This window comes from Dactylosporangium sp. CA-152071, from assembly GCF_050936335.1.
In the GTDB taxonomy this organism is placed as follows: Bacteria; Actinomycetota; Actinomycetes; order Mycobacteriales; family Micromonosporaceae; genus Dactylosporangium; species Dactylosporangium maewongense.
On record NZ_JBNJMZ010000002.1, the window covers coordinates 3449851 to 3474537 of the forward strand.

Annotated in this window: 16 protein-coding genes; 8 read left to right on the forward strand and 8 right to left on the reverse strand. The window is 70.4% G+C overall.

Annotated elements, in window-relative coordinates; all coding sequences use genetic code 11:
- From ACQEVZ_RS55595 to ACQEVZ_RS55620, 6 genes are all read right to left on the reverse strand, one after another.
- Nucleotides 1-2547, reverse strand: coding sequence for a type IV secretion system DNA-binding domain-containing protein (locus ACQEVZ_RS55595; protein WP_433384072.1), 2547 nt, complete (start codon nt 2545-2547; stop codon nt 1-3).
- Between the two features lie 10 nt (nt 2548-2557).
- The gene (locus ACQEVZ_RS55600; protein ID WP_433384074.1) at nt 2558-4348 is read right to left on the reverse strand and encodes a VirB4 family type IV secretion system protein; all 1791 of its coding nucleotides are present in this window, start codon (nt 4346-4348) and stop codon (nt 2558-2560) included.
- On the reverse strand, nt 4345-5283 hold the full coding sequence (locus ACQEVZ_RS55605; RefSeq protein WP_433384076.1) for a PrgI family protein: 939 nt from the start codon (nt 5281-5283) through the stop codon (nt 4345-4347). The genes ACQEVZ_RS55600 and ACQEVZ_RS55605 overlap by 4 nt, the downstream gene beginning before the upstream one ends.
- Nucleotides 5284-5297: 14 nt before the next feature.
- On the reverse strand, nt 5298-6284 hold the full coding sequence (locus ACQEVZ_RS55610) for a conjugal transfer protein TrbL family protein (protein ID WP_433384078.1): 987 nt from the start codon (nt 6282-6284) through the stop codon (nt 5298-5300).
- Nucleotide 6285: 1 nt separating this feature from the next.
- Nucleotides 6286-6624: a pilin gene (locus tag ACQEVZ_RS55615; RefSeq protein WP_433384080.1), complete on the reverse strand. Its 339-nt coding sequence runs from the start codon at nt 6622-6624 to the stop codon at nt 6286-6288.
- A 124-nt stretch (nt 6625-6748) separates the two neighbouring features.
- Complete coding sequence (locus tag ACQEVZ_RS55620) at nt 6749-7588, reverse strand: hypothetical protein (RefSeq protein WP_433384082.1); 840 nt, start codon at nt 7586-7588, stop codon at nt 6749-6751.
- A 741-nt stretch (nt 7589-8329) separates the two neighbouring features.
- Here ACQEVZ_RS55620 and ACQEVZ_RS55625 point away from each other — a divergent pair.
- Nucleotides 8330-9064 (forward strand): hypothetical protein, encoded by a 735-nt coding sequence (locus tag ACQEVZ_RS55625; protein WP_433384084.1) that lies wholly within the window; start codon nt 8330-8332, stop codon nt 9062-9064.
- Nucleotides 9065-9252: 188 nt separating this feature from the next.
- Here the strand turns inward: ACQEVZ_RS55625 and ACQEVZ_RS55630 are convergent, their stop codons facing one another.
- Entirely contained in the window at nt 9253-10464 is a 1212-nt protein-coding gene (locus ACQEVZ_RS55630) for an ISAs1 family transposase (protein WP_433384086.1), read from the reverse strand.
- A gap of 348 nt (nt 10465-10812) precedes the next feature.
- Here ACQEVZ_RS55630 and ACQEVZ_RS55635 point away from each other — a divergent pair, with 348 nt between their 5' ends.
- A complete protein-coding gene (locus ACQEVZ_RS55635; protein ID WP_433384088.1) occupies nt 10813-12609 on the forward strand; it encodes a recombinase family protein in 1797 nt (598 codons plus the stop codon).
- Between the two features lie 31 nt (nt 12610-12640).
- Nucleotides 12641-14074: an IS1380 family transposase gene (locus ACQEVZ_RS55640; protein ID WP_433384090.1), complete on the forward strand. Its 1434-nt coding sequence runs from the start codon at nt 12641-12643 to the stop codon at nt 14072-14074.
- Nucleotides 14075-14182: 108 nt separating this feature from the next.
- On the opposite strand, the gene ACQEVZ_RS55645 is transcribed toward ACQEVZ_RS55640, so the two are convergent.
- A complete protein-coding gene (locus tag ACQEVZ_RS55645; RefSeq protein WP_433384092.1) occupies nt 14183-17092 on the reverse strand; it encodes an NACHT domain-containing protein in 2910 nt (969 codons plus the stop codon).
- Nucleotides 17093-18220: 1128 nt separating this feature from the next.
- Between ACQEVZ_RS55645 and ACQEVZ_RS55650 the strand changes: the two genes are divergently transcribed.
- From ACQEVZ_RS55650 to ACQEVZ_RS55670, 5 genes are all read left to right on the forward strand, one after another.
- Nucleotides 18221-19111: a hypothetical protein gene (locus ACQEVZ_RS55650; RefSeq protein ID WP_433384094.1), complete on the forward strand. Its 891-nt coding sequence runs from the start codon at nt 18221-18223 to the stop codon at nt 19109-19111.
- Between the two features lies 1 nt (nt 19112).
- A complete protein-coding gene (locus ACQEVZ_RS55655; protein WP_433384096.1) occupies nt 19113-19529 on the forward strand; it encodes a hypothetical protein in 417 nt (138 codons plus the stop codon).
- 23 nt (nt 19530-19552) lie between these two features.
- Nucleotides 19553-20245 (forward strand): hypothetical protein, encoded by a 693-nt coding sequence (locus ACQEVZ_RS55660; RefSeq protein ID WP_433384098.1) that lies wholly within the window; start codon nt 19553-19555, stop codon nt 20243-20245.
- A 68-nt stretch (nt 20246-20313) separates the two neighbouring features.
- Nucleotides 20314-23025: a hypothetical protein gene (locus ACQEVZ_RS55665; protein WP_433384100.1), complete on the forward strand. Its 2712-nt coding sequence runs from the start codon at nt 20314-20316 to the stop codon at nt 23023-23025.
- A 132-nt stretch (nt 23026-23157) separates the two neighbouring features.
- Nucleotides 23158-24654: an SCO6880 family protein gene (locus tag ACQEVZ_RS55670; protein WP_433384102.1), complete on the forward strand. Its 1497-nt coding sequence runs from the start codon at nt 23158-23160 to the stop codon at nt 24652-24654.
- Nucleotides 24655-24687 lie beyond the last annotated feature (33 nt).

Below are 24687 nucleotides of genomic sequence, written 5' to 3' on the forward strand. Positions count from 1 at the left end.
CTATTCGTCTGCGCTGTCGGGCTCGGCCGCGCCGTCGGCCTCCTCCGGCTCGTCGGGCTCGGCCGGCTTCGGGCCGACGCCGGCGAGGGTGGCGATCGCCGCCGGCTTGTTGGGTGCGGTCGAGACCGCGTCCGCCGCGGCCTGACGGACCGCGAGGGCTTCACCTACGACCGGCCGTGGCGGGTTGGTGTGCAGCGTGAACGCCGGTGTCTCCCGCCCGTTGACGACGAGGCGGGCCGCCGCCCGGAACGCGTCCATGTGGCTCAGGTCGTGTTCGTCGAGTTCGGGCATGGTGTGCCGGCCGAGCTGATGCGCGTCCTCCGGTGCGCAGCTGAAGAAAATCTTGTTGCGGGCGTTGGCGGACAGCGCCATCTGCGTCTCGCGTGGCATCTGGCTGAGGTTCTGATGGGCGAGGACCATCGAGAAGTGGTAGCCCCGGGCCTCGGCCAACATGTCCCCGACCGACCCCGGCAGGTTCAGGAAGTTGTGGGCTTCGTCGATGTACATCGTCGCGTCGCGGCGCTTCGCCTCGGGCAGCCGGGCGCGGGCAGTGGCCGCCTGCCACGCCGAGGCGACCACGAACGAACCCATCAACCGGGCGGTCTCCTCACCGATCTGACCTTTCGGCAGCCGGACCAGGAGGATCCCGCCGTCGAGGATCTTGGTCATGTCGATGCTGGACTGCGGGGTGCCGAGGGTGCGACGGACGAAGTCGCGCAACAAAAAAGCCCGGAGCCTCGCGAGCACCGGGCCGATCACCTGAGCACGGAGTGGTGGTGGCGTTGACTCGAACCACTCCCAGAACCCTCGTAGCCCCTCAGGGTCGTCGAGGTCGGACGTGAACACGTGCCGAAACTGCTTGTCGTTGAGCAGCGGCGGCACGAGCGTCAACGTGGCGTTGGCCCTGCGCAGCAGGGTCAGGCACGACACCCGCAGCACGTCGTCGATCCGTGGTCCCCAGTGCTTGGTGAAGATTTTGGAGAAGATCGACACGATGTTGTCCACGACCAGGTCGTGGTCGTCGCCGGCGAGGGGGTTGAGGGTCGCGCCCGGGTTCTGGTCCGGGTCGATGATGGCGACCTTGTGGGCCAGGTTCGCCGGGATCCGGTCGAGGACGTCGGTGACCAGGTCGCCTTTCGGGTCGATGACGATCGTGCCGCGGCCGGCGCGGATGTCATCCATGATCATGTTGAGTTCCAGGGTGGACTTGCCGGAGCCGGTGCTGCCGAGGATGTGGGTGTGCTGGCGGGCGTCGGCGATGGCCATGGCCACCGAGTGGCCGCCGACGTCGGCCTTGCCGATGACCTTCGTCCCGCGTCCGCCGGTCGGCACCTCGACCGGGGCCGGCATCGGTTTGGCCCGCGCCCGGGTCAGGCCGGGGACGGCAATGTCGTGCGGGAGCGCGGCGATGCTGGCCAGTTCGCCGGTGTTGAGCAGGAACCCGCGTCGGAGCGGCCGCAACGCGAGGACCGCCTGCGGGTGGGGCAGTGTGAGCCGGCGCAGCCGGTTGCGGCCGGCCCACGCCCCGAACGCGGACGCGAGACCGTGCGTGAGGGTGACGAGGCGTGGCATGAGCGTGTCGGTGTCGCCGTTGCGCGGGTTGGCGTGGGCGACGGCGTACCGGATGGCGACTTCCCACTGCGGGCCAGCGAGCTTGTCGACGGCGCCTTTGCCGTCGCGGTCGCGCTGCGGGTCGGCCCGCAGCAGCGCCGGGTTTGTGGCCGCGGTGGTCGGCCGGGCGGCCGGCCGCCGGGTCGGGCCGAGCAGTTCCGACATCAGGTTGAGGCCCATCCACAGCCAGCTGGCCGGGTCGAGCAGGTTGGTGGGGCGGTGGCCGGTGCGCAGCGCGGCGACACCATGGCGCAGTCGGCGCAGCTGCCGGGTGCTGGCCGGGCGGGCCAGGATCTGCACGCACGCGGCTTCGGCGTTGTGCAGCCCGCTCGCGGCGGCGATGAGGGTCCGCATCGGGTCGTTGTCGTGGTCGGTTTCCAGGGGGTACCAGGCCGGCAGGGTCGGGGCGAGGGCCCCGCCGACGGCGACGCCACCGGCCGGCAGCGGCGTGGTGGCGTCGTCGGCGGTGCAGGACGCGCCGGGCCAGGCGCCGCGGATCGCGGCCTGGATCGGCCCGATCTGCAGGGTGCCGGGCACCCAGACCGCGATGGTGAGCTGCCGTCCGGCCCACCGGTATTCCACGGCGATGTGGGACCGGCCGTCGCGCCAGCGGCGGCGCCGGCCGGGGGTGGTGATCTCGGCGAGGGTGGCCCAGAAGACCGCGGCGCCGGCCGGGTCGACCTCCGGCGGCGGCGTGATCGTGATCAGCTGCCCGTGTGCGTTCATCGCCGTGGTCCGGCGGCCGGCGAGGACCGCCCGGCCGAGCAGGGCGGCGATGAGCAGCACGACCAGGATCGCGGCGAGGCACGGCCGGGCGACGCACCAGGCGACCGTATCGGTGACGGCGTCGAGGAGGTGCTGCGACAGCGGCGGCAGCCCGCCGGGCTGGACAGGCGACGGTGCAGGTGGAGACGCGGGCGCGTGCTGGGGTGACATGTGGGCTCCCTTATTCGTCGTCGGTGAGGTCGAGTTCACCTACGCAGAGGCGGTGTTCCTTTTTGGAGGCGACGGCCTGGAAGGACACCCGGTGGGTGCCGGACAGCAGGACGCCCTCGCCCCTTCTGGCGGCGAGCAGGACCCGGGCTTCGCCGGAGGTCAGGCCGAACGCGTCGGCGACGGCGTCGATGGCCTGCGGGGACTGCCGCATCAGGATCTGGGTCGCGGCGTTGGAGATGACGGCCTGGCCGAGGTCGGAGCCGAGCAGGTCAGCGGCGTCCTGGGTGATGACCGAGACCCCGGCCCGCCGTTTCCGCGCGGCCTTGGACAGGCGGAACAGGAACTTGGCGCCTTCGCCGTCGCGGAGCAGGGTCCATGCCTCGTCGACGATGACCAGGCGCCGCGGTGGGTTGGCGGCCCGGATAGCGGGGGCGTCGACTTCGCGCCAGATCGCGTCCAGGGCCAGGAGCATGCCGGGGGCGCGCAGCTCATCGGCGAGCTGCCGGGTGGACCACACGACCAGCTGCCCGGCCGGCACGGTGGTGGTCGGCCCGTCGAACAGGTCCCGGAACGACCCGGTCGTCCACGGGGTGAGCCTGGCCGCGAGGGTGTCGCCGGCGTCGGTGCCGAGCGCTTCGAGGGCGGCGCCGACGTCGCGGAGCAGCGGCGGCCGGCGCCGCCACGTCGCCGGGTCGTTGGAGATCCCGACGGCGGCGTACGCGGCGATGATCGCCTTGTCCAGGGCCGCCCGTTCACTCGGCGGCGGCTGCTGTCCCATCAGCACCGCGACCAGGGTGTGGACGAACAAGGCCCGCCTCGTGAGGGCGTCGTCGCGGCGGTCACCGGCCGGGATGTCCAGGGGGTTGAGCCGGACCCCGGCGACGCCGAGTTGGATGGTGATCCCGCCGACGGCGTCGGCGAGGCGGATGTACTCGTCCTCCGGGTCGATGCAGGCGACGTGGACGCCGTCGGCGAGGGACCGGATGACTTCGAGCTTGATGAAGTACGACTTCCCGGCACCGCTTCTGGCGAGGACGACGCTGTTGTGGTTGTGCTGGGACCAGCGGTCCCACCAGACGATCCCATTGGAGTCGGGGTTGAGGCCGTAGAGCATGCCGCCGGTGTCGCCGGCCTCGCCCGGCAGCGGCGCCGGCAGGTCCGAGCTGGCGAGGGGGAACGCGGAGGCGATGGCGTCGGTGTCCATGACCCGGCGCATCCCGAGGCTGTCGGTGGCGAGGGGCAACGTGCTGGTCCAGCCCTGCAGTTGCCGGAACGTCGCCGGTTGGGTGTCCAGCAACACGGACGCGGCGGTGGCCCGTACGTGCGCGACCGCCTCTTCGAGTTCCTCGACCGACGGTGCGTGGACCGTGCAGTACAGGCCGACTCTGAACATGCGGGAGTGGCCGCGGGCGATCCGGTCGGCCATCTCGGCCGCGTCGTCGGCGGCGGCCTCGGTCATCGGGTCAGCGAGGCGGCCCTTGTCGGCGTCGGCGCGGCGGTTGGACTCGAACCGGGCCCGCTGGCGGCGCAGCCGCGCTGCCGCAGCCTGCGGGGTCATGGGGTCGATGTAGATGACCACGTCGAGGCGTCCCGGCCAGGCCAGCAGCGGATCCAGCCAGGCTGGGCCGACTTCGGCGGGGAACCCGGTGACGATCAGCGTCGCGGCGTACCCGTCACCGACCTGCAGGTATCGGGGGGTGTCGCGGACCCCGGCAGGGCCCAGAACGGCCGCGAGCCCGGCCGTATCGGCCGGGTTCGCGGTGTCGACGTTCACGTTTCGCTTTCTGGACAGCAGGTTCATGATGTGCCTCTCGTGATGACGGCGTCCGGACGCGACCGGGGCCAGCTGGCATCGGTCGGGGTGTAGGGGTCGACGGCGGTGGTCAGGACGCTGGTGACCCGGCCGCCGTCCAGGACGGCGGTCTGGATCCCCAGCGACGACAGCGCCGACGCCGCGTGCTCGGCCCGTCGCGACACTTCGGTGTCGCGGCCCTTCTCACCGGCGGCGGTGACGGCGATGGTGACGGTGCGCCACAACGGATCCCGCCGGGCGGCGAGGTCGTCGAGGAAACCGGCGTAGTCGCGGGCCGCCTCGGCGAGGGCCTGGTTGCCGATGGTCTCGGCGCCGTCGGCGATGCGTTGGGCGTGGCTGGACAGGTCGACCCGCTGGGCGGAGATGACCACCTGGACTGGGCCGTTGAGGGAGTTGAGCCACCGCCCGTACGCGCCGAGCAGCGCCGCCTGCTCGTCGCCGGTACGCAGGTTGATGTTGACCGTTGTGCACGCGACGAGCGCGACGGCGTGGGAACCGGCGTCGATGATGCCGGACTCGGCGATCGCCTTCGCCGGTAGCCGCAGCACCGCCGGTGGCGTGGCTGCGGGCACCTCCGGCGCCCAGCCGGGCGCCGGGATCGTCTTGCCGCCCGCCGCCGGCGCGAGATGCCGGGGGCGGCGGGTGTGCCGGATCGCCGCGAGGAGCCACATGTCCATGGACAGGCCGTCGCGGCGGCCGAGCGCCAGCACGATCGCCGCTCCCGCCACGGGGGTGAGGACGGCGATCAGCACGGGCGCCGGCAGCAGATGCCCGACGGCTTTGAAGACGCCGTAGCCGATGACCCCGGCGACCGCGAGGACCGCCAGCTGCCTGGCCGTCAACCCGTAGACGATCTTGTCCGGGGTGTCGACGTCGGCCGGAATTCGGGCTCTGGGTGTGCTGTCAGGTTCGTTGTTGCGCATGGGAAACCCAGCTCCTACTTGGTGGGCCAGCCGACCTTGGCGGCCGGCCTAGCGGTGGAAGCGGCGCGGGCGGTGCGCCCGCCGCCGAAGCCCTTGGACAGGCCGCGGGTGACCTGCTGGATGACGACCAGCTTGAAGATCTGCCCAGTGATCCCCGGCTTCGTCTGCGTGACGTAACGCCGCATCAGACCCGGGACCTTGAGAATCGCGAAGAGCAGGCAGGCGACGATCAACAGGTTTATCGTCGCGCCGCTGTCAGGCAGGATGACCAGGCCGAGGACCGGGAGGTTCGCGTCCGGTGACAGGAATATCGTGAGCGTGGTGTGCAGGGCCACGGCCTGGATCACGACCGTGCCGGTGGTGCCGATCATCGCCCGCCACCACAGCTTCGCCGCGCCCTCGGTCTGCGGTGTGGCGTGCAGGGCGAGGGCGATCGGCGCGACCCCCGCCAGGACGATGAGGAGCGCACACCGCATGATCCATTGGATCATCAGGAGTGCGGCGAGGACCGCGATCAGCAGGGCGATGAGCAGTAGCAGGAACCCTGACGGGCTGACGCCGGTCTGGGTGCTCAGCGCCGATGTGGTGGTGCTGCGCAGCAGCTGCATCGACCCGGGTGAGGTGATGCTCTGGCTCGTCAACGCCGCGGTGAACGCGTTGGCGAGGTCGATGATCGTCGAGCAGATCGGGAGGGCGAAGTTCGCCGCGATCAGCCCGATGACCAGCCGGGGGATGAGTTCGGACGGGCCGTATTTCGATTGGATGGTGTCCCGGCCCATGACCATGATGGCCACGGCCAGGAACGCCAGCACGTAGCAGGCATTGACGATGCCCAACGACGTGCCGGCGAACGTGGTGACCTGGGGCAGGGTGGTGACGTTCGGGGACTGGAAGGCCGTGGCCGACAACAGGTCCCACAGGTTGTTCAGCGTCGCCAGGATCATCTCGGCGAACCAGTTCAGGACCCGGTTGATGACCTTGTCGGCCAGCCAGTCCCCCATGTCAGCCCCCGATCCAGCCCTGCACGACGGCGAGCAGAATGGGGGCGAGGACCGCGAGGGCGTAGCCCGTGAGTGCGTTCTTGAACGCCGAGTTCGACTTCTCGATCTCGGTCGGGTCACCACCCGCGGCTAGGCGGCGCAGGCCGCCGATGGTCAGGAAGAGGGTGGCGACACCGACCAGCAGGCCGATGATCCACGTCGTGATGTTGCCGATGATCACCGGCAAGGTGTTCGCTGCCAGGATCGTCGGGTCGGCCGCGGAGGCCGGTGTCCCTGTGGTGAGGATCGTGAGGACGGCTGCGGCCGTGGCGAGGATGCGGTAGAGGTTGCGGCGGTTCATGGTGGGCACCTCCCGCCCCGAAACCGGGGCGAATCAAAGGGATGAGGTGCGCCACCGGAATCGGGGGAAGGCCGTGGGAGCTAGCTCCTTCCGGGCCTTGGGTGATCGAGTGCGAACACGGCCACTAGGCCGGCCTGACCCTCGATCCCGGGGCGCCGACAGCGGCCCGGGACCGGACCGATGTCTTGCCCACCAAGGGCTGCTGTTGGGTGCCCAACACGACGCCGTCGCCGTTTCGGGGACCCAACAGCGACCCAACAGGCGCCGAACGGCCGCGCTTGCGCCGCGGCTGGATCGTCACGAAGTCCAGTTCGCCGGCGTGGATCGCGTCGGCGAGGCGCCTCTCGGCCCGCCGACGCCACGACCCGGCGAGGGCCGGGTCGATGCCCAGTTCTGCGGCGGCCTGGGCGAGGGTGGCGTGCCCGAGCCGGGTCGCACCGATCAGGTTCGCTTCCTCGGGGTCGATGACCGCGACGGCGACCGCGCGGGCCAGAACCAGGTCCGGGTGGTCGAACGGCAGCATCGGCAGCCGCGACCCGGCGGAGTCGACCTTGATCAGTTCGGTGTCGGAGTACGCCTCGCGGACCTTGCGGGCCGAGCGCAGACCGGCGTCGATGAGCCGGCCGCAGACGCGGGGCACGTCGATGTCGACGGTGCGCAGCCGCTCGACAAACCCGACGATCAGTTCGGCGTCCAGGTCTGCGGTGTCACCGTGCCATCCGGAGGCGAGCAGGCCGCCGGTGCGGCGTAGGCCCGGCATGGCCATCCCCACCGCGGCGACGACCCACGCGGGTCCGTCGCGGCGGGCGCGGATGACCAGCTCCCGCCACACCGCGTCGCGCACGGCGACGCTCGTGGACTTGGCCAGCAGGAGCTTGCGGAGTTCGTCGAGCGGCATCATCCGCTCCGGCAGGCCCTCGAACGCGCGGCCGTCGAAGGCGAGGGGCGCCGGGGCGCAGGTCAACAGGTCAAAGGCACGGGAAGCGGCGGCCAGCGGAGACGATGGCCAGACAGACGAAGACATGCGGTACCTCGCGGGTTGCTGGCGCCGCCGAATGCGGCGCGAGAACCCCATCCGCGCACGTCAGCCCAACAGCGACGTCCCGCCGAATCTCGCGGTGGCGGCTGTTGGCGCAGGTCAACGGCCTGACGCATCCAACACCCCTGAAAGCAGAAAACCGCCCCCGCGTGAGCGGGGGCGGACAACAGGGCAGGTCAGATCACTGTTGTCCGGTGTTGGGTGATCGCTGATCTACCGGCGTCGTACACCGCGACGGTCATCGACCGCAGCACCTCATCTCGATGATTCGGGGTCCGAGCCGGCTGGCTGTGCCGCCTACGACGGGCGTCATGCCCGGCGACTTGCCCAGCAGCGACCCGTGGCAGCCGCTCGTGCACCGCTCCCACGCGATGGGCATTGCCCGCGCCGCGGCACGTCCGTCCCGGGCACCCAACAGGCAAGGCCCACAGCCGCGGGACGTTGCCGTAACGGCGGCGGTGCCCGGCGCTGTTGTCCACCCAACAGCCCCGGCCGGCAGCTGTTGGGCGCATCGCTGAGGGCCATTGGGCCAGTTCACCGGGGGATGCGGCCTGCCGCTGTTGGGTGCTGTTGGGTCAGCGACCGGCCGCGGTCACGACGCGGAGGGTCGTTACCGGGCATTTGGTAGGTGCGAACACGGCCAGTCGGCGCGGGAGCCACCGCCACATGACTGGTAACGACCACCGGTCCTCGGACCAGAACTCCCACGATTCGCCCACCGATCCGCACGACCCGTTCACCGTCCCGGCCGACGTCACCGAGCCCGTCGTGGTCGTCCCGATCACCGTATGGCGTCTCGACGACCGCGACGGCGACCAGCCGGCGACCGACGCCGGCGCCGGATTCGCGTCGCGACTCGCGCGGCGACTCGTCCTGACCTACACCCGCCAGGGCGAGACCGTCGTCGACTTCGACGCCGACCGGCACCTGCGCGACGCGACCACCGCCGCATCCCGCTCGTACCTGGCCATCGCCCGGCCCGGCGAACTCCCCGACCTCGACACCATCACCGACCCGGTCAGCCTCGTCATCGTGCGCTGGCCCCGACAGAACCCCACCCGAACCGCGGCCAGCGTCGCGGACCTGTTCACCGCCTGCCGACTCATCATGAACGCCGACACCTGCGCGATCGCCGCGGTCAGCTCCGCGGAACCGGGCCAGCCTGGCACCGTCTACGCCGAGCACCTCGCCCAACTGCTGCCCGCGGCCCAGGCCGCCGGCCTGACCCACGTCCTGCAGATCGTCGCCGTCAACGGACCCGGCACCGGCGACCAGTTCCTCTACTACGCGACCCGCGCCGAGGCCGACGCCGCCCGCAGCAACGACCAGAACATCCCGGACGGCCCGACATACCACATCGATCTGCTGGTCTTTACCGCCGACCAAAGTCGCCATGACTAACGGCGACCCGGCCCGGACAGGGGGTGGCGCGACGCGACGCGCCACCCCCGCCCGCCGTCGGGCCGGCGACTCACCGGAAGTCGCCGAAGGTCGCGACGCAGATGCCGTGCCACCGGACGGCGAGTCAAAGTACGCTCGCCGCGCTTCAGGGCGGCCCGTTCCTGAACCTCTCAGGGTCCGGGTCAGGGTCATTGCGTAGTCGGGTAGCTGCTGGTCACGGCGTTGATGAGGTCGTGTGATCGGCGGTTGGCGTGTCTGGTGGCTCGGGCGATGTTGGGTGCGTCGTTGGTTCGGTGGTAGCCGATTGCGGTGTTGCGCAGGGTGGCGATGACGGCGGGTCCGGTACCGGTCCGGGCTTGGTGGAGGTCTTCACGGAACGTCACGTCGCGCACGTGGTGGACGCGGTTTTCGATGTGCCAGTGGCGGCGGATCCAGTCCTGCAGGTCGCGGGGCTGGGCGTGGCCAGCGGCCAGGCTGATGGTCAGGTAGGCGGTTTCGCGGCTGGTTTTTCCGTTGGTGGTGCGGGTTCTGGTGATCCGGATGGCCTGCTGAGCGTAGGGAAAGCTGATGCCGCCGGGGGTGTGCAGCGTGACGGCTTTGACGGTGCGGGTCTCACGGCGGCCGTGGCCGGTGTCGCGGGTGCGGTTCCCGACCGGTATCTGTGCCCAGGGCAGGCGTTTGAGCTGGTTGTGCAGGGTCGGCTGGTTGGCTTTGACCTGGACCAGTAGGTGTGCGCCGCGGGTGTTGATCTCGCGGGCGTGGCTGGTTTGGGTGTGCAGGGCGTCGGCGACGAACAGCACTCCGGTCAGGTCGCCGAGCACGGCTGTGACGGCGTCCAGCAGTGGTGCGAACGCCGGGATCTCGTTGGATTTGGCGTCCACGGTGACCTGGGCCAGGACGACGCCAGTGCTGGTGTCCAGTGCGGACAGCAGGTGCATCTGGCCGCCGCCCGGACGCCGGGCGCCGCGGAGGGTCTTACCGTCCACGGCGACGACCGTGCGGTACCTGCGTGGCGTGGCGGGGGCAGGTCGGGTCCGGGTGCGCAGCCAGGCGGCCAGGGCCGTGGACAGCAGTTCGGCGTCCAGGCGGGTCAGGAGCCGCCACACCGTCGTGCCGACCGGGCTGCCGCGGGTGAACCCGAGCCTGGCCTTGGCCTGTTCGTCCAGGTCGTGCAGCCAGTCGGTGATCGCGGCGAACGACGACGCCCCGCCCAGCACCGCGCACACAGCGACCGCCAGCAGTGCGGTCAGCGGGTACCGCACACCGCGTGGGTCACGCGGGTCCGGAACCGCGGCGAGGGCGTGCAGGAGACCACCGCGTTCACCATCGGTGACCGGCACAGTCTGGGTGGTGGGGGTGGGCGCGGTGACGGCGAGTGCGGAGATGAGCGATGATGCCATCGGCGGGTGAGGTCCTCGGGGTGTTGTGCAGCGTAGAGAACTTCATGATCACCTATGTGATCTCACCCGTCTCTACCGCCCTCGCAGTGGCCGCGCACCGCGTAGACCCCCAGCTCAAGAGGCTGTCACCGGACTACGCAATCGCCCTGGGGTCCGGGTCGAGCCGTTGTCCCGCGACAGCGAGTCAAAGTACCCTCCCGCAGTTCCGTCGGAGGAGGCCACGACCACCCGTTTCCCGGTCGAGGACGGCGAGGTCATCGCACGTCTCGACAGCACCGGGTTGAGCGACGCGGCGGCTGACGCCCTGTGGCGCATCGTCGAGAAGTCCACCAGGAGAAAGGGAAGCGGATGAGATTCGGTTTCTATGGACGCGTTTCCACGGAAGATCAGCAGGATCCGCAAGCCTCGAAGTTCTGGCAACTGTCCAGAGCCCGGAGTCTGATCGAACCGGCCGGTGGCCGGGTCGTCGAGGAGTTCTTCGACGTCGGGCTGTCCCGGTCGTTGCCCTGGAAACGTCGACCCGACGCGCAACGGCTGCTCGACGCGATCCGGGATCCGCTGCGTGGGTTCGAAGCGGTGGTGATCGGTGAGCCGCAGCGGGCGTTCTACGGCAGCCAGTTCAGCATGACCTTCCCGATCTTCATCCACTACGGCGTCGGCCTGTGGGTGCCCGAGATCGGCGGGGCCATCGATCCCGGCAGCGACGCCCACGACCTTGTCATGTCGCTGTACGGCGGGATGAGCAAAGGCGAACGGAACCGTGTCAAGATCCGGGTGAAGGCCGCCATGCGAGCGCAGACCGAACTGGAAAGCCGGTTCCTCGGCGGGCGCCCACCGTACGGCTACCGCATCGCCGACGCCGGCCCGCACCCCAACCCGGCCAAGGCGGCCGACGGGCGGCGCCTGCACAAGCTGGAACCGGACCCGGTGACCGCTCCGATCGTGCAGCGGATCTTCGCCGAGTACCAGGCCGGGCGGGGCATGACCTCGATCGCCCGCGGGTTGACCCGCGACGGCATCGCCTGCCCATCGATGTACGACCGGGAACGCAACCCGCACCGCCACACCGAGGTTTGGGAGACCTCCGCGGTCCGGGTGATCGTCACCAACCCGCGGTACACCGGCCGGCAGGTCTGGAACAAGCAGCGCACCGACGAGGTCCTCATCGACGTCGAGGACGTCGCGCTGGGCCACGAAGCCAAACACCGCTGGAACAGCCCGGAAGACTGGGTGTGGTCAACCGCCGTCGTACACATCCCGCTGATCTCCGCCGAGACGTTCGACAACGTCCAGCGGAAACTGACCACCCGCGGCGTGCGCGGCGAATCCGGCAACACACCCCGACGCAGCAGCCGACCATATCTGTTCCGCGGTCTGCTCACGTGCGGGCTGTGCGGACGCCGGATGGAGGGCAGTTTCAACCACGGCCGGCTGTACTACCGGTGCGCGGCGTCACGCGACTTCGTCCGCCAGCACAAGATCAGTCACCCGCCCTGCCTCTATCTCCGTGAAGATTCGATTGCCGGCCCGATCGACCGATTCCTGCACCAGGAACTCGGCACCACGCGCCTGCCCGGCACGCTGCGCAAGCTCGCCGACGCCCAACACCGTGCCGTCAACGCCCTGGACGACCTCAACGAACGGGCAGCAACGCTCCGACAGACCCTCACAGAATGCGACACGAAACTCAAAAACTATCGAGCGGCCCTCGACGCCGGGGGAGACCCCGCCCTCATCGCCAGCTGGATCAAGGAAACCACCGCACTCCGCGCAGCCACCCAGGCGATGATCGGCGCACAGCGGACCACACCCGAACGGATGACCGACGACCAGATCAGCACGATCGTCGAAGGGCTCGGCGGTCTTCTCGGACTGTTGCGCGACGCCGACCCACGCGACCGCGCAGAGGTTTACGCCCGCATCGGCCTGCGGCTGACCTACCAACCTGGCCCAGAAACAGTGGTCGCCGAGGTGACATCATCGGCGATCGATGGTGTAGATGATGTGTGTCGAAGGGGGGACCCCGACACGCACACTCGGCGCACCCGCCGGAAGCGGGTGCACATGCCGTTAGCCCGGGTCTTTCAGCAAGCCTGCCCGTGGTTCATGATCGGAAATGAGGAAGGTGCCTGCCATCTGGGATGATCTGGCTTGTCGAAGGCCCTGATCGTCCGCCATGGAAGGCACCTGCCGAGTGAAGGCTACCGGATCGCGTCCGAAGATCATCGTGAGTGCTGACGGGCGTGGCGTGGTCGGTCACGCCGGCGCACGGCTCCTCGCCGACGTTGCTGAGGTGACCGGCTTGACCGCGGCGTGTGGTGATGCCTTGGCCGGGTTGCGGCAGCGGCGCGGTGTGCATGACCCGGGCCGGGTCGCGGTGGATCTGGCGGTGATGCTCGCCGACGGCGGTGAGGCGATCTCGGATCTGGCGGTGCTGCGGGATCAGGCGGACCTGTTCGGGCCGGTGGCGTCGGACCCGACCGCGTGGCGGCTGCTGTCCGACATGGACGATACGGTCCTCGGCCGGCTCCGCGACGCCCGTGCCCAGGCTCGGGAACTGGCGTGGGCGCAACGGATCGAGACCCGCGGCGGTCTGCCCGAGGCGTCGGCGGCGGGTCGGACGGTCCCTGGTCTGGTCCTGGATCTGGACGCGTCCATCGTGCTGTGCCACTCGGAGAAGGAAGCGGCGACCCCGACGTGGAAACGGACGTTTGGCTACCATCCGTTGTTCTGCTTCCTGGACAACACCCGTGAGGCGCTGTCCGGGATGCTGCGCGAAGGTCGGGCCGGGTCGAACACCACCGCCGACCACGTCACCGTCCTGGACGAAGCCCTGGCACAGATCCCCGACCAGCTGCGGCACGGCACACCGATCCTGATCCGGTCGGACTCCGCCGGCTGCACTCACGGCCTCCTCGCCCACATCCGCGGCCTGCGCGAGCGCGGCCTGGACGCCCGGTTCTCCGTCGGCGTCGCGATCACCGAACCGATCCGTCAGGCGATCCTGACCGCCAAACAGCACCTGCAATGGGTACCGGCACTGGACAGCGACGGCGAACCCCGCGACGGCGCGGAGGTCTGCGAACTGACCGGTCTGGTCCCTGACGACGGCTACCCGGCCGGGACCCGGTTCATCGTCCGCCGGGAACGGCCGCACCCCGGCGCCCAACTGTCGCTGTTCGACACCATCGAGGGCATGCGCCACCAGGTGACAGCCACCGACACCCCACCCGGCGACCCCACCGGCGGCTCGATCCAGTACCTGGAAGCCCGCCACCGCGCCCACGCCCGGGTCGAGGACCGCATCCGCACCGGCAAGGACACCGGCTTCGGCCGGTTCCCGTCCCGGGTCTTCGCGATCAACGCCGCGTGGCTGGAACTCGCCCTCACCGGCATCGACCTGATCGCATGGACCCAGATGCTGCTCCTGGACGGTGAACTCGCCACCGCCGAACCCAAGAAGCTGCGCTACCGGCTCCTGCACGTCGCCGCACGCCTCACCCGCACCGCCCGCCGAACCCGACTCCGCATCGCCGAGACCTGGCCCTGGGCAACAGATCTGACCACCGCGTTCACCCGCCTCAACGAGCTACCACGCCCGACCGGCTGACACCCACACCCGATCGCGTCGACACCGCACGGAGGAAACCGGCCAACGCGCCGGGACCTCGGCACGCCCGCACGACCCGCGACCCGAACAAAGATCAACAAACCGGCCTCAGTCGCCATGATCGACTGGTAACGAAAGACCGAGGTTAGTCCGGTTTGGTTCCACCCACTCTGTTGTGTGGGGCGGCTGGATCTGGGCGGCGAGGTCGTCCGGCGCTGTTGCCCAGCCGCGGTCGAGTGCGGCGTCGATGGCGCGACGGGCGTAGTCGCGGCTGAGGTAGTTCTGCGGCCAGTAGTTGCGTCCGAGGGTGAACTCATGAACCGCGGTGCCGACGGCGACGGCGACGGCAGGGTTGAGCGTGCGTTGAGCGATGGCGTAGCCGACGGCGAGGAGGCGCTCTTTGATCGCGTCGTCGTCGCAGCTGGTGAATCGCTGCAGGATCGGCCGGTACAGGTGCGGAGCAGGCTCCAGCACAGCAATGAGGGCTTTCGACGCGTTGTCCCGAACGGGCCGGTAGGTGGACCCCAGCGTCCACGCAAGGGTGAGTGCGGTCAGCTGGCGGGTCTCGTCGTTGGCGGATGCGCTGGCCTCCGACCAGGCCCAGTTAATGAGACTCGGCAGGTGGCCGGCGACGTCGTCCTGCCAGTCGCAGAAGTGCGACCAGGTGGCGTCACGCTCGGGCAGCGTCATGTTGTCGAGTTGCTGGTGAAGCCACTCGGCGTTCAACGGGTGGTCCGGGACGGTGGCAACCTGAAGCAAGGTGTTGTTGGCGGCCTCGAAGAAGTCGATGTTGGTCCGCAGCGAGAGAAGGAGTTCCTCGGTTCGGCTGGTGATGGCACCGGGCCTGCGCCACGCGATGCTCAGCAGGAAGTCGGTATGGGCGCTCGGGTGATACTCCGTCGTGGGGATCGCGAGGAGGTCGATCAGTTCGACGCCGTGTGTCTCCGGGAGGACGGATGCCAGGGCTTGCAGCACACCCGCGTTGCGGTACCAATGCTCCGCCCAGGCGGTGACGCGGACGGTCATCGCTTCGACGCTCTCGGCTGCTACAAGTTTGGCAAGCGAAATGTCGCCCAGACGTTCGTAGCCGAACCTGATGTAGCTGCTGCCGTTCACCAGCAGTTCGGAAAGGACCGCTTCCTTCAACAGGCCATTCAGAAGGCTGCGGCTCCACCTGTCAGTCGGAAGCAGCGACTGGGTGAGCTTCTCGACATCGGCTCGGAGTAGCCGCCGACCGTTCGCGAGCATAGCCGCCGCGATCTGCTCGACCGCCTGGTAGACCAACCCGCTGCTGGGGTCGTAGTCACAGCGCTGCGGCTCCGACAGCCGTTGGTCGATGGCCCCGAGCAGGCTGTTGTAGATCCACGAAGTACCGACCCCGGTTCGCGGGAAGTGATGCTCGCCGCGTGTTTGTAGTGTGATGCAGAGTAGTTTGAGGAACAACGGGTTCGTGAACTCGGGGTCCAGCATCGGGAACGACGGTCGTTCAATGTTGTACCAGTCGAGAAACTGACGGATCGCGTCGCGTGAGACCTCGTCGAACCCGGTGTGCCGGTACTCTCCGAGTCGCCCGCGCAAATCAGCTGAGAGCGTGTCGGGCAGAAACTCCGTACGGCACGAGAGCACCAGCCGGACGTGGCTGTACGTCGCGATCCCGTTCAGGAAGCTGTTCAGGTACTTGTTCCACAGCCCTCGGTCAACCGACTCGTTCAGCCCGTCGATAACAACGAGGCCGATCTCACCGGCGTTCTGGCACGCAGCGTCGAAGGTCGCCAGCAGCTGCTCTGGCGGACCGCTGAATCCGATGATCCTGGCAAGGTCGGACTCGATCGGCCCCTGTTCGAACTGCTCGCCGAGGGCAATGATCGTCGGAAGATCACACGCGGTGCGGGCCTTCGCGAGGTCACACAGCAGGTGCGTCTTTCCGGCACCGCCGGTCCCCGTCACCACGATGGCGTTCTGTCCGAAGCTCCGCCATGACCGGCCATCACACAGCTCGGTCAGGGTAGCGATCGCTGACCTGAGGCTCTGTGTCTGATGGTGCAGGCTGCCTGCGTCGCCGACATACACCTGCCCGTCCTGCAAGCAATGCGCACGCAGGAGCTCAGCGACCTCACGGAGCAAAGCGTGGGCTGCTTCCACGGACGGCATGAGATCGGGCAATACGCCTGCGAGACCCCTCGCCTGCGCTATCGCGCCGACCACCGCCTGGTCCAGCACGTTCAGCCGCTCTTCGAGCGCCGCGATCACCGGCGCGAAGAACTCCTCGTTGCCCTCCGGCACGGACAGGCCGTACGTGCCCCTGGCCTTCCGCACCGCAGCCAGGGCGGCCCGGATCTCCAGTTCAAATGCCATCGTCCGGCCAAGGCCGTCGAATACGGCAGCGATCGGCAGCGCGACGTTCAGCTCGGGTGTATAGCGTGGGCCCGCGTCGGCCTCCGCTCGCGCCGCGATCGCACGGAACCGTTCGTCCGAAAATGAGTCCAAGTCGAACCAGTACCGAAGCCGACCCACCTGCGACGGTTGGACCAGGCAGTTGTTCAGCGCCGTTTCACCGATGAGCTCGAACGTCACCGTACGGCCAAGCGCTGCAGCGTCAGCTTCCCACTTGGCGACATGCTCGGCCCAACGCGTCGACGCACTCTTGATCTTCTTTGGCTTCTCCGTGTCCCCGGCAGGCAGGTTGCACGGCAGCACGATGAAGTAGCGCCTCAGGTGCGGCTCGGTCGTCAGGACCCGCTGTACGGACTTGTCGATCTGATTGAGCTCGCTGTCGTCGAACTTGAACAGGTACTTCGCCTGCCATACCCACACGTCGCCGCTGGGCAACAGCCGCCCCCGTCCCTCGCGACCGCCATCGGGATTGCCGAACGTGGTGAACGTCGTCCCAGCTGGCCATTCAACGAGGCCGCCGTAGATCATCAGCTGGTTGACGAGTTCCTCGAACCCGTCTGGACGCGACCCCGTCGGCGCCTTGCCGCGCAGCGTCCGCCAGTTGATCTCGGGAAGTTGAGTCACGACGTCTCACAGTGGTCGGCGGGCAGCGGAGGGGGTGCATAGCGCCCAGGGATCACAAGCCTAACGATCCATCGACTTCGGCGTTGCTACCCACGTCAAGAATCCTCGCCGGCACCATCCACGACCTGCTCCGCACCGCCAAGAACAGGCTCAAAGCAGGCAGTACCGCCCCGCCTCACCCACGGCTTCCTCGCCACCAGCGGCCTGAAACCACCCTGACCCTGACTCCGGAAGGTCAGTATGCGCCCGGCACTGCCACCGAATCGGCTCCGACGGCCGTGCCGCAAACCCCCGGAACGTGGGGAGCGCCGACATGTGTTGGGTCGGCCGCATCGATGCAGCGTTCGCAGAATCTCGGGCGGGCGGGCTCTGTCACTTGCCGTCCTGTTGGAGTCGGGCCCTCGTCGCCCGTCCACGGGCACGTCGGCATCTCCGTCGGCGGCGGGCGCGCCGTGCCCGGTCACGGACATGGGCCAGGTCCCGTCAGGCGACGCCTTCAGATCGCCTGCAGGACAGGCCTTGACCTGCGGCGATGTGGAAGGCCACACGTGCGGCCACGCGGTGACACGTTCCGCTCGGGCGCTGCGGGCGGCAGTGTCGATGACGTGATCGCTGCGGGATCGTCCGCGTCGCGGCGGCCGACTTCGGCTGCTACGGGGGATGGCGGCCGTTTCCGGGCATGGCGACTTCGTTGTGCCGGGCCACCGGGGCCCGACCGGTTGCCGCAGCCTTCCGTCCACATCGGACGGCGGTGATCCGGCCCGCGCGGGCCCTGCCCTCCCCGGCGTCCCGCGCGGGCCAGCAAGCAACTCCCTGTGCTCCGCGACCGGCAGGCCGGTCGCGGTCTGGAACGTGCGCGCCGCGGCGATCCACAACCCCCGTGCGTCGCGGCCCGCACCTCCCCGCAGCCCTGTCCAACCCGAGCCCGAGAACGGAGCGCGTCACGTGGCATCGAGCCAGCGCCGCAGGAGCAGGTCAGGACCGCAGCCGGTCCGGACGGCAGCAGCGCAACCGCCGGTGCCGCCGGTCCTCCGCCGGCAGCCCGCTGCCGGCTCCGCACCTGGTCCCGGCCCGGCCACAGCGCCCGAGCTGCCGTTGCCGCAGGAGGCGGCAGGCGGCGCGCGTGCGGTGACCGTGACGGTGCCGCACGAGTTCGGCGGCGGTGCGACCGCTGAACGGCTGTGGCTGGACGCGGCGACGCTGCCGCTCGGCAACTGCCTGATCGGCGCCACGTCAGCAGACGGCGGCGTCGGACGTTCCACGCTCATCGCCGCGCTCGGCGGCGTCCTGGCGCTCGCCGCGCCGGGCCCGGTGCTGGCGGTCGACGCCAGCGGCCGGTCGTGGAGCGGACTCACCGAGCGAACCGGACCTGGCGACGGCACGCTGTGGGACGCGTTGCAGGCACAGCAGAGCGGGACGCTCTCCGCGGGGTTCGCCGGCGTGGTGCCGTCGACGCGACGCGGGCCGTCCGGCCTGTACGCGCTGACCGCTGAACCGCAGCGCACCGCCGCGCGCCGCCCGCCGGTCTTCACCGAGACGATCCAGGTGATCAGCGCGCTCGGCCCGCACACCAGCGCCGTCCTCGCCGAACTGCCGGTCGCGGACGTCCGTGGTGTCTGGCAATACCTGAGCATCGTGCCGAGCCCGCTGCTGGTGGCACGGGCCAGCGTCGACGGTGTCCGCCACGCCCTGCACCTGCTGTCCCAGCTGCGTGCCGGTGGTCTCGGCGTGGTCGCTGACCGGACCGTCCTGGCCGTCGTCGCTGGCGTGCCGAAGCCGTCGCGGGACGTCCACGCCGCCTGCCACCAGGCCGCCGACCAGGTCGCCACGCTGGTCCCGGTGCCGTGGGACGCCCACCTGGCCCGCCCCGAACCCGTCGACGTTCGCCGCTGCCGGCGGATCACCCGCCGCGCCCTGGTCGACCTCGCCGCCGCCTGCCTCGCACCGATCGTGCGCCGCCAACACCTCGCCGCTGCCACCGCCGCGAGCGGTACCAGCGGGCTGCCCACCACCCCTTGATGTGAAGGAGTTGATGTCGATGTTGTCCTACGCGGGGGCGTGGATCGCAACGGCAATGACCACCGGTGCTCCACTGTGGACACTTCGCTATCCGCCGCCGACACCGACGCCGACCCCTGGCGGGACAGGCGGCGCCGGCGGGTTCGACTGGTCCCGGGTCAAGCCGGACCCGGGTGCGGTGCCGAACACCGACATCTTCTACACGCTGACCAACGCGACCCTGTACCTCGGGATCGTCGCGGCCGTGTGTGGCCTCGTGAGCGGCGGCATCGCCTTCGGCGTTGGCCCGATCTTCGGCGCGCACGTCGTGTCCGATCGCGGGAAAAGCATGATGTGGAAGGCCGGCCTGATCGCGATCATCGTCGGCTGCGGCGCGTCGATGATCGCGTGGTTGATCCAGGCATCGGCGGTCAAGTAGTGACCGGGTTCAAGCCTGCCCACGTGCAGCGCTCCGCATGGCCGCGGACCCTCGCCACGGTGGTGACCGCGCTGGTGGCGGGAGCGTTCCTGCACGCCTGGCTGAGCCCTACCGCCACGACGCAGGCACCAGCCGGCACGCCGTCCGCGGCGATCCCGGCGGACGGGATCCGGGTGGCAGACGGGGTGCCGGTCGGGTTCCCGGCGACGCCGCGCGGCGCCGGCGACGCCGCCGCCAGGTTCGAGACGGCACTGTCCGCCGCGGGTGCGCTGCCCCGGCAGGATGCGACCGCGCTGATCCGGAAGCTGTACCCGGGCGTCACCGACGACGACCTCGGGCAGCTGCTGCCGGCGATGCCGCGAGATCAGACCGGCGGAATCCGGCAGAGCACCACGGTGCGGGTGTGGGCCGAACGGGCCGACGACACCGCAGCAGCGGTTCCGGTAGACGGGACCGTGCGGGTGCAGACACTGATGGTGGCCCTGTTCGGGCCCGGCACCGACGGGCAGACCGGTGTCGGTGACGGCGGCCCGGCCGGCATGTGGATGGTCCACGACCTGACGATGCGCTGGACCGACGGCGGGTGGCGGCTCGCCGGGCTGCAAAGCCCGGTGCCGGTCCCACCGCCGGACGTGGCGGGCACCGTCCGGGACGGCACACCCCGCGACGGGCAGCTCCTCGCCCGCGTCCTCGGCCCCGACAGCTGGGCGCCGTGACCATGACTTACTCCAGGACCAGCTCAGCGAGCATCCTTCCCGCCGCCCGCAGGCCGGGAGCCGGTCCGGTGCCGCGGATCAGCGCACCGGCCCAGAGTCCACACCACCGGCTGCCCTGCGCCGTCGTCGCCGCGTTCGTCGCGGCCGCGGTGTTCGCGTTTGTTGCCGGGCAACCGATGACGGCCCGCCCGTCCCGTGTCCTCGCCGAGCTGCTCGCCGACGCCGGAACGGCCGGGAGCAGCGCGACCGGGCACGGCACGGCCGGGGTTGACCGGGCCCATGTCGACACCGCGGACCTGGTCTGGACCGGTGCGACCGAGCTGCGGCTGGCCCGAGCCCGCCGAACCGTCGCGCCCTCGGCTCGGCTACGGACCGGTGCGGCAGGTCGCCGCCGGTCGAGCTGCGCACCGCCGCAGTCGGCACCGGGCACAACGGGCACGCCAGCTGTCGCTGGGCCGCGCCCCGGCCGGCGGTGGCTGCGCAGGCTCGGGATCTGCACCGGGCTGCTTGCAGGGCTGCTGGCCGGGCTGCTGCTCGCGCCGGCCGCGGCGTACGCCGAACCGACACCGGCACCGCCGTCGCCGACCGCGCCGACGCAGCCACCGACACCGTCGCCGACGACGGCGGAGTGCGGCGGCGGGGACCTGCCCGCCGGACAGCAACGGTGGTGCTTCGGCTGGGCCGTGTACACCCCGAAGCGGGCGAACGATGCGGTGTCGCACTGGACGACTGCGTGCAGCCGCACGAAGACCCCGGACGAGCTCGCCGCTTGCCGGACCGTGTCGCTGGAGTACACCAGCAAACCCAAGGACGGCGCCCGCGCGACGCTCGCCGACGTCGCGGCCGGGACGGCACCGACGAAGGACATGGTCGGCTGCAAGCACTTCACCGACGCCGCCCGGCGCGCGACCGCCCGCGGCGACCAGGCGGGCGTCTTCGAGGCGCAGGTCTGGACGAGCATGGCGAGCCGCTGCAACGCGATCGCCGAAGCGCTGCTGCCCGCGCTCGGCGCGACGACGGCACCGCCGCCGCCAAAGGTCGAGCAGCAGTGCGACGTCCTCGACCAGCAGTGCAAGATCGAAAAGGCGGTCGGTGACGCGGTCGGCCGCGGGATCGACGCCGGCATTCAGGGCGTCATCAACCTCGTCGTGCAGGGCGTCGCGGTCGTGTTGTCGTGGCTGGCGTCGCAGGTGTTCACGCAGACGTCGATCGGCGCCCCCGACGACGCGTTCTACCTGGTCTACAACTCGACCGCCGGCGTGATGCTGATCTTCGTCTTCGTGCTGTTCATCGTCTCGGCGATCATCAACACGTTGCGGGTCAACGGCGGTCCCGGCCCGCTCGCCAGCGTCGGCGGTCTGGTCCGGGCGGTCATCGGGATCTTCTCCGCCGGTGGCCTCGCCTGGCTGATCGTCACCGCGTGGGACCAGGCGACGAACGCGCTGCTGGCGCAGAATGACGGCAAGACCTGGGACGCGTCGCTGTGGATCACCACGCTGACGAAGCTGTCCGGAGGAGCCGGCACCGGCGCTGTTGCGCTCGTCGGTGGCGGGTTCTCGCTGGTCGGGCTCGTGTTTGTGGGCATCATCATGGTGTTTCGCGGCATGTTGACCACCGCCGCCGCCCTCTTCGGCGCGATTGCGATGGCTGGTCAGGCGTCCCATGAGACCCGTGTGTGGGGACGCCGCTGGTTCTGGACCGTGAACGCCCTGGCCAGCTCGAAGTTCGCGATCGTCGCGTTGTGGATCTACGCCACCAGGGCGACGTACGGGTCCGACGACATCGTCACGGTCCTGTTCGCAGTGTTGATCATCTGGTTGATGGTGTTCGCCCCGGCGATCCTGCTGCGGCTCACCGCGATCTGGGACGGCTACCTTGCCGACGCCAACGGTCGCGGGTTCGCCACCGCAGCAGCCGCCGGCATCGGTGAGCTCGCCGGGCGGGCCACGGACTCGCTCATGGACCGGTTCGGCGGGGGCCAGCCCAGCGGCGGCGGTGACGCCGCCGAGGTGATGGACGACAACGTCACCGACATGGACAACGCCGACACCGGCGGCGGCAACGACGAGACCACCAATGGCACGGACGCCAACGCCGCCGCTGATGCCGGTGACTCCGGCGAGACAACGGACACCGGCGACGCAGGCGACACCGAGGACGGTGCGGGTGGTGACGTCGCCGGGACCGCCGGCGAACTGACCGCCGACGCCCAGAAGAACGAGTCCGGCGAGCCGGTCGGCGCCGTCGACGACACCGGCGGACCCGCCGCCGGCGACGGCGAGGACGGCGGAACGGCGCACCGCGACGAGGCGGAGGCGATCGGTGACAACGCCGACGGTGCACGGGCCGATGTCGCCGCCGCCACCGACGACCTGTCCGGCGGCGGCCAGAGCCGGGACGGCGACGGCGGCGTACAGGTGCCGGCGGATCCGACCGGTGAGAGCGGCAACGGGCAGTCCGATGGCCAGTCGGCCGGGAGCGACGACGTCGGCGGCGGCATGGACCCGGACCAGGTGAGCGCCGGTACCGGTCCGCCGGATGTGTCGGCGAGTGCGGGCGGGACCTCGTCCGACCCGTCGGCAGGTTCGGACAACGCGACGGAGCCGCCGGACGGCGGCCCGGCGGGAGGCGCGGACAACAGCGGGCCCGGTGACAGCAGTGACGGCGGGGGCGGCGCCGAACCTCCCGCCGGCGGCGGACCGGCCGGCGGCGCAGACGCGGCGGGTGCTGGCGGTGCCGGAAGCGGCGGTTCCAGCGCCGCAGCGGCAGCGGCGGTCTGACCCCGCCGGGGCCAGCACGGTCCGGCAGCGGCCGCCCGCCGGGGCACTGGCGGGCGCCGCGGTCCGCGACGACGTATCAGCCACCGGCGCGTGCCCCAAGGGGCGCGCCCGGGATCACACGGGGAAGCAGCGATGACACAGTTCAGTTTTCCGCCACGCAGCACGCGTGGCGCGGTGCTCGGATTCACGTGGGCGCAGATCGGCACGGTCGTGGCCGGGCTGATCGCGGCCGTCGTCGGGATCAACCTCCTCGCCGCCGGGCGTCCTTGGACGGCGACGGTCGCGTTCACCGCGGCCGCGGTGCTGTTCGTGCTCGCGTTGGCGCGGCTGCGGGGGCGGCGAATCACCGAATGGGTGCCGGTCATCGCCGGTGCCCTCGCCCAGCGGGCGGCCGGGCAGGACCGGTACCGCGGCAGTGTGTTCGCCGACGGGTCCGTCGATCGGCACATGGACCTGCCCGGCCCGGCCGCCGGCTACGCGTGGCTGCCCGCGGTCGCCGCGGACGGCACGACCGAGGTCGGGCTGCTGCTGCACCGGCGTGAGAAGACCGTCACCGCCGCGCTGTCGTGCTCCGGCGCGAACTTCATCCTCGCCGACCGCGGCGAGCAGCACGGCCGCCTCGTCGACTGGGCGCGGCTGCTGAACATCTTGGGCACGGAGTACGCCGACGCCGGGCTGGTGCGCTGGTCGGTGACCAGCCGCGCCGTCCCGGACGCCGGGAACCGCGCCACGCGGTTCCTGCAGCGGCGGGCCGTCGAACGAGACAGCGTCGCCTACCGGTCCCTGGCGGAGGTGACCGCGGCGGGGTCGAAGATGGCGCAACGGCACGACATCTTCCTCGTCTGCGTCTTCGACCTCACCCGCGTGTCCAGCCAGATTGCCGAGGCGGGCGGCACCGACGCGGCGATCGCCGCGGTCGTCCTGGACCGGCTGCCCGGGATCGCGGCATCCGTCGCCGAGGCCGGGGTGAGCACCGACGGGTGGCTCACCCCGCGCCGATACAGCGCGGTGCTGCGCACCCAGTGGGACCCGGCCGAGCAGGAGACCGCGGACCTGCGCAGCGACGGCCCGGCCGAGGTCGAACCGCGGCTCGCCGGCCCGGCGGCGGCGGAGGTCGTCGGCTGGGACACCTACCGGCACGACAGCGGCTGGTCGCGGACCCTGTGGGTGGCGCAGATGCCGCGGCAACCGGTCGGGGCGACGTGGCTGACCCCGCTCTACACCCGCACCACCTGCCGGCGCACCGTCACCCTCACCGCGCAGCCGGTCCCGGCCGAGCTGGCGAACCTCGCGTCGCGCCGCGACCAGGTCGCCCGCGCCGGCGACGCGGCGACCAAGACGAAGCTCAGGCTGGTCCGCACGGCGCGGGAGGACGAGGAAGCCCGCTCGGTACACCAGATCGACCGGGAACAGGCACACGGCCACGTCAGATACCGCTACACCGTGCTGGTCACCGTCACCGCCGCCACGGTGGAGGACCTCAACCGCGACACCCGAGCGGTGAAACGGATCCTGTCCCGGGCCGGCTGCGACAGCGTGGTGCTGTACGGCGAGCAGGACCAGGCGTTCGCCGCCGGTGCGCTGCCCCTCGCCCGGGGTCTCAAGCCGATCCGCGGGTGGGCCGCATGAACCGCCGGACCAGTCCTCACACCGGTTCCCCGG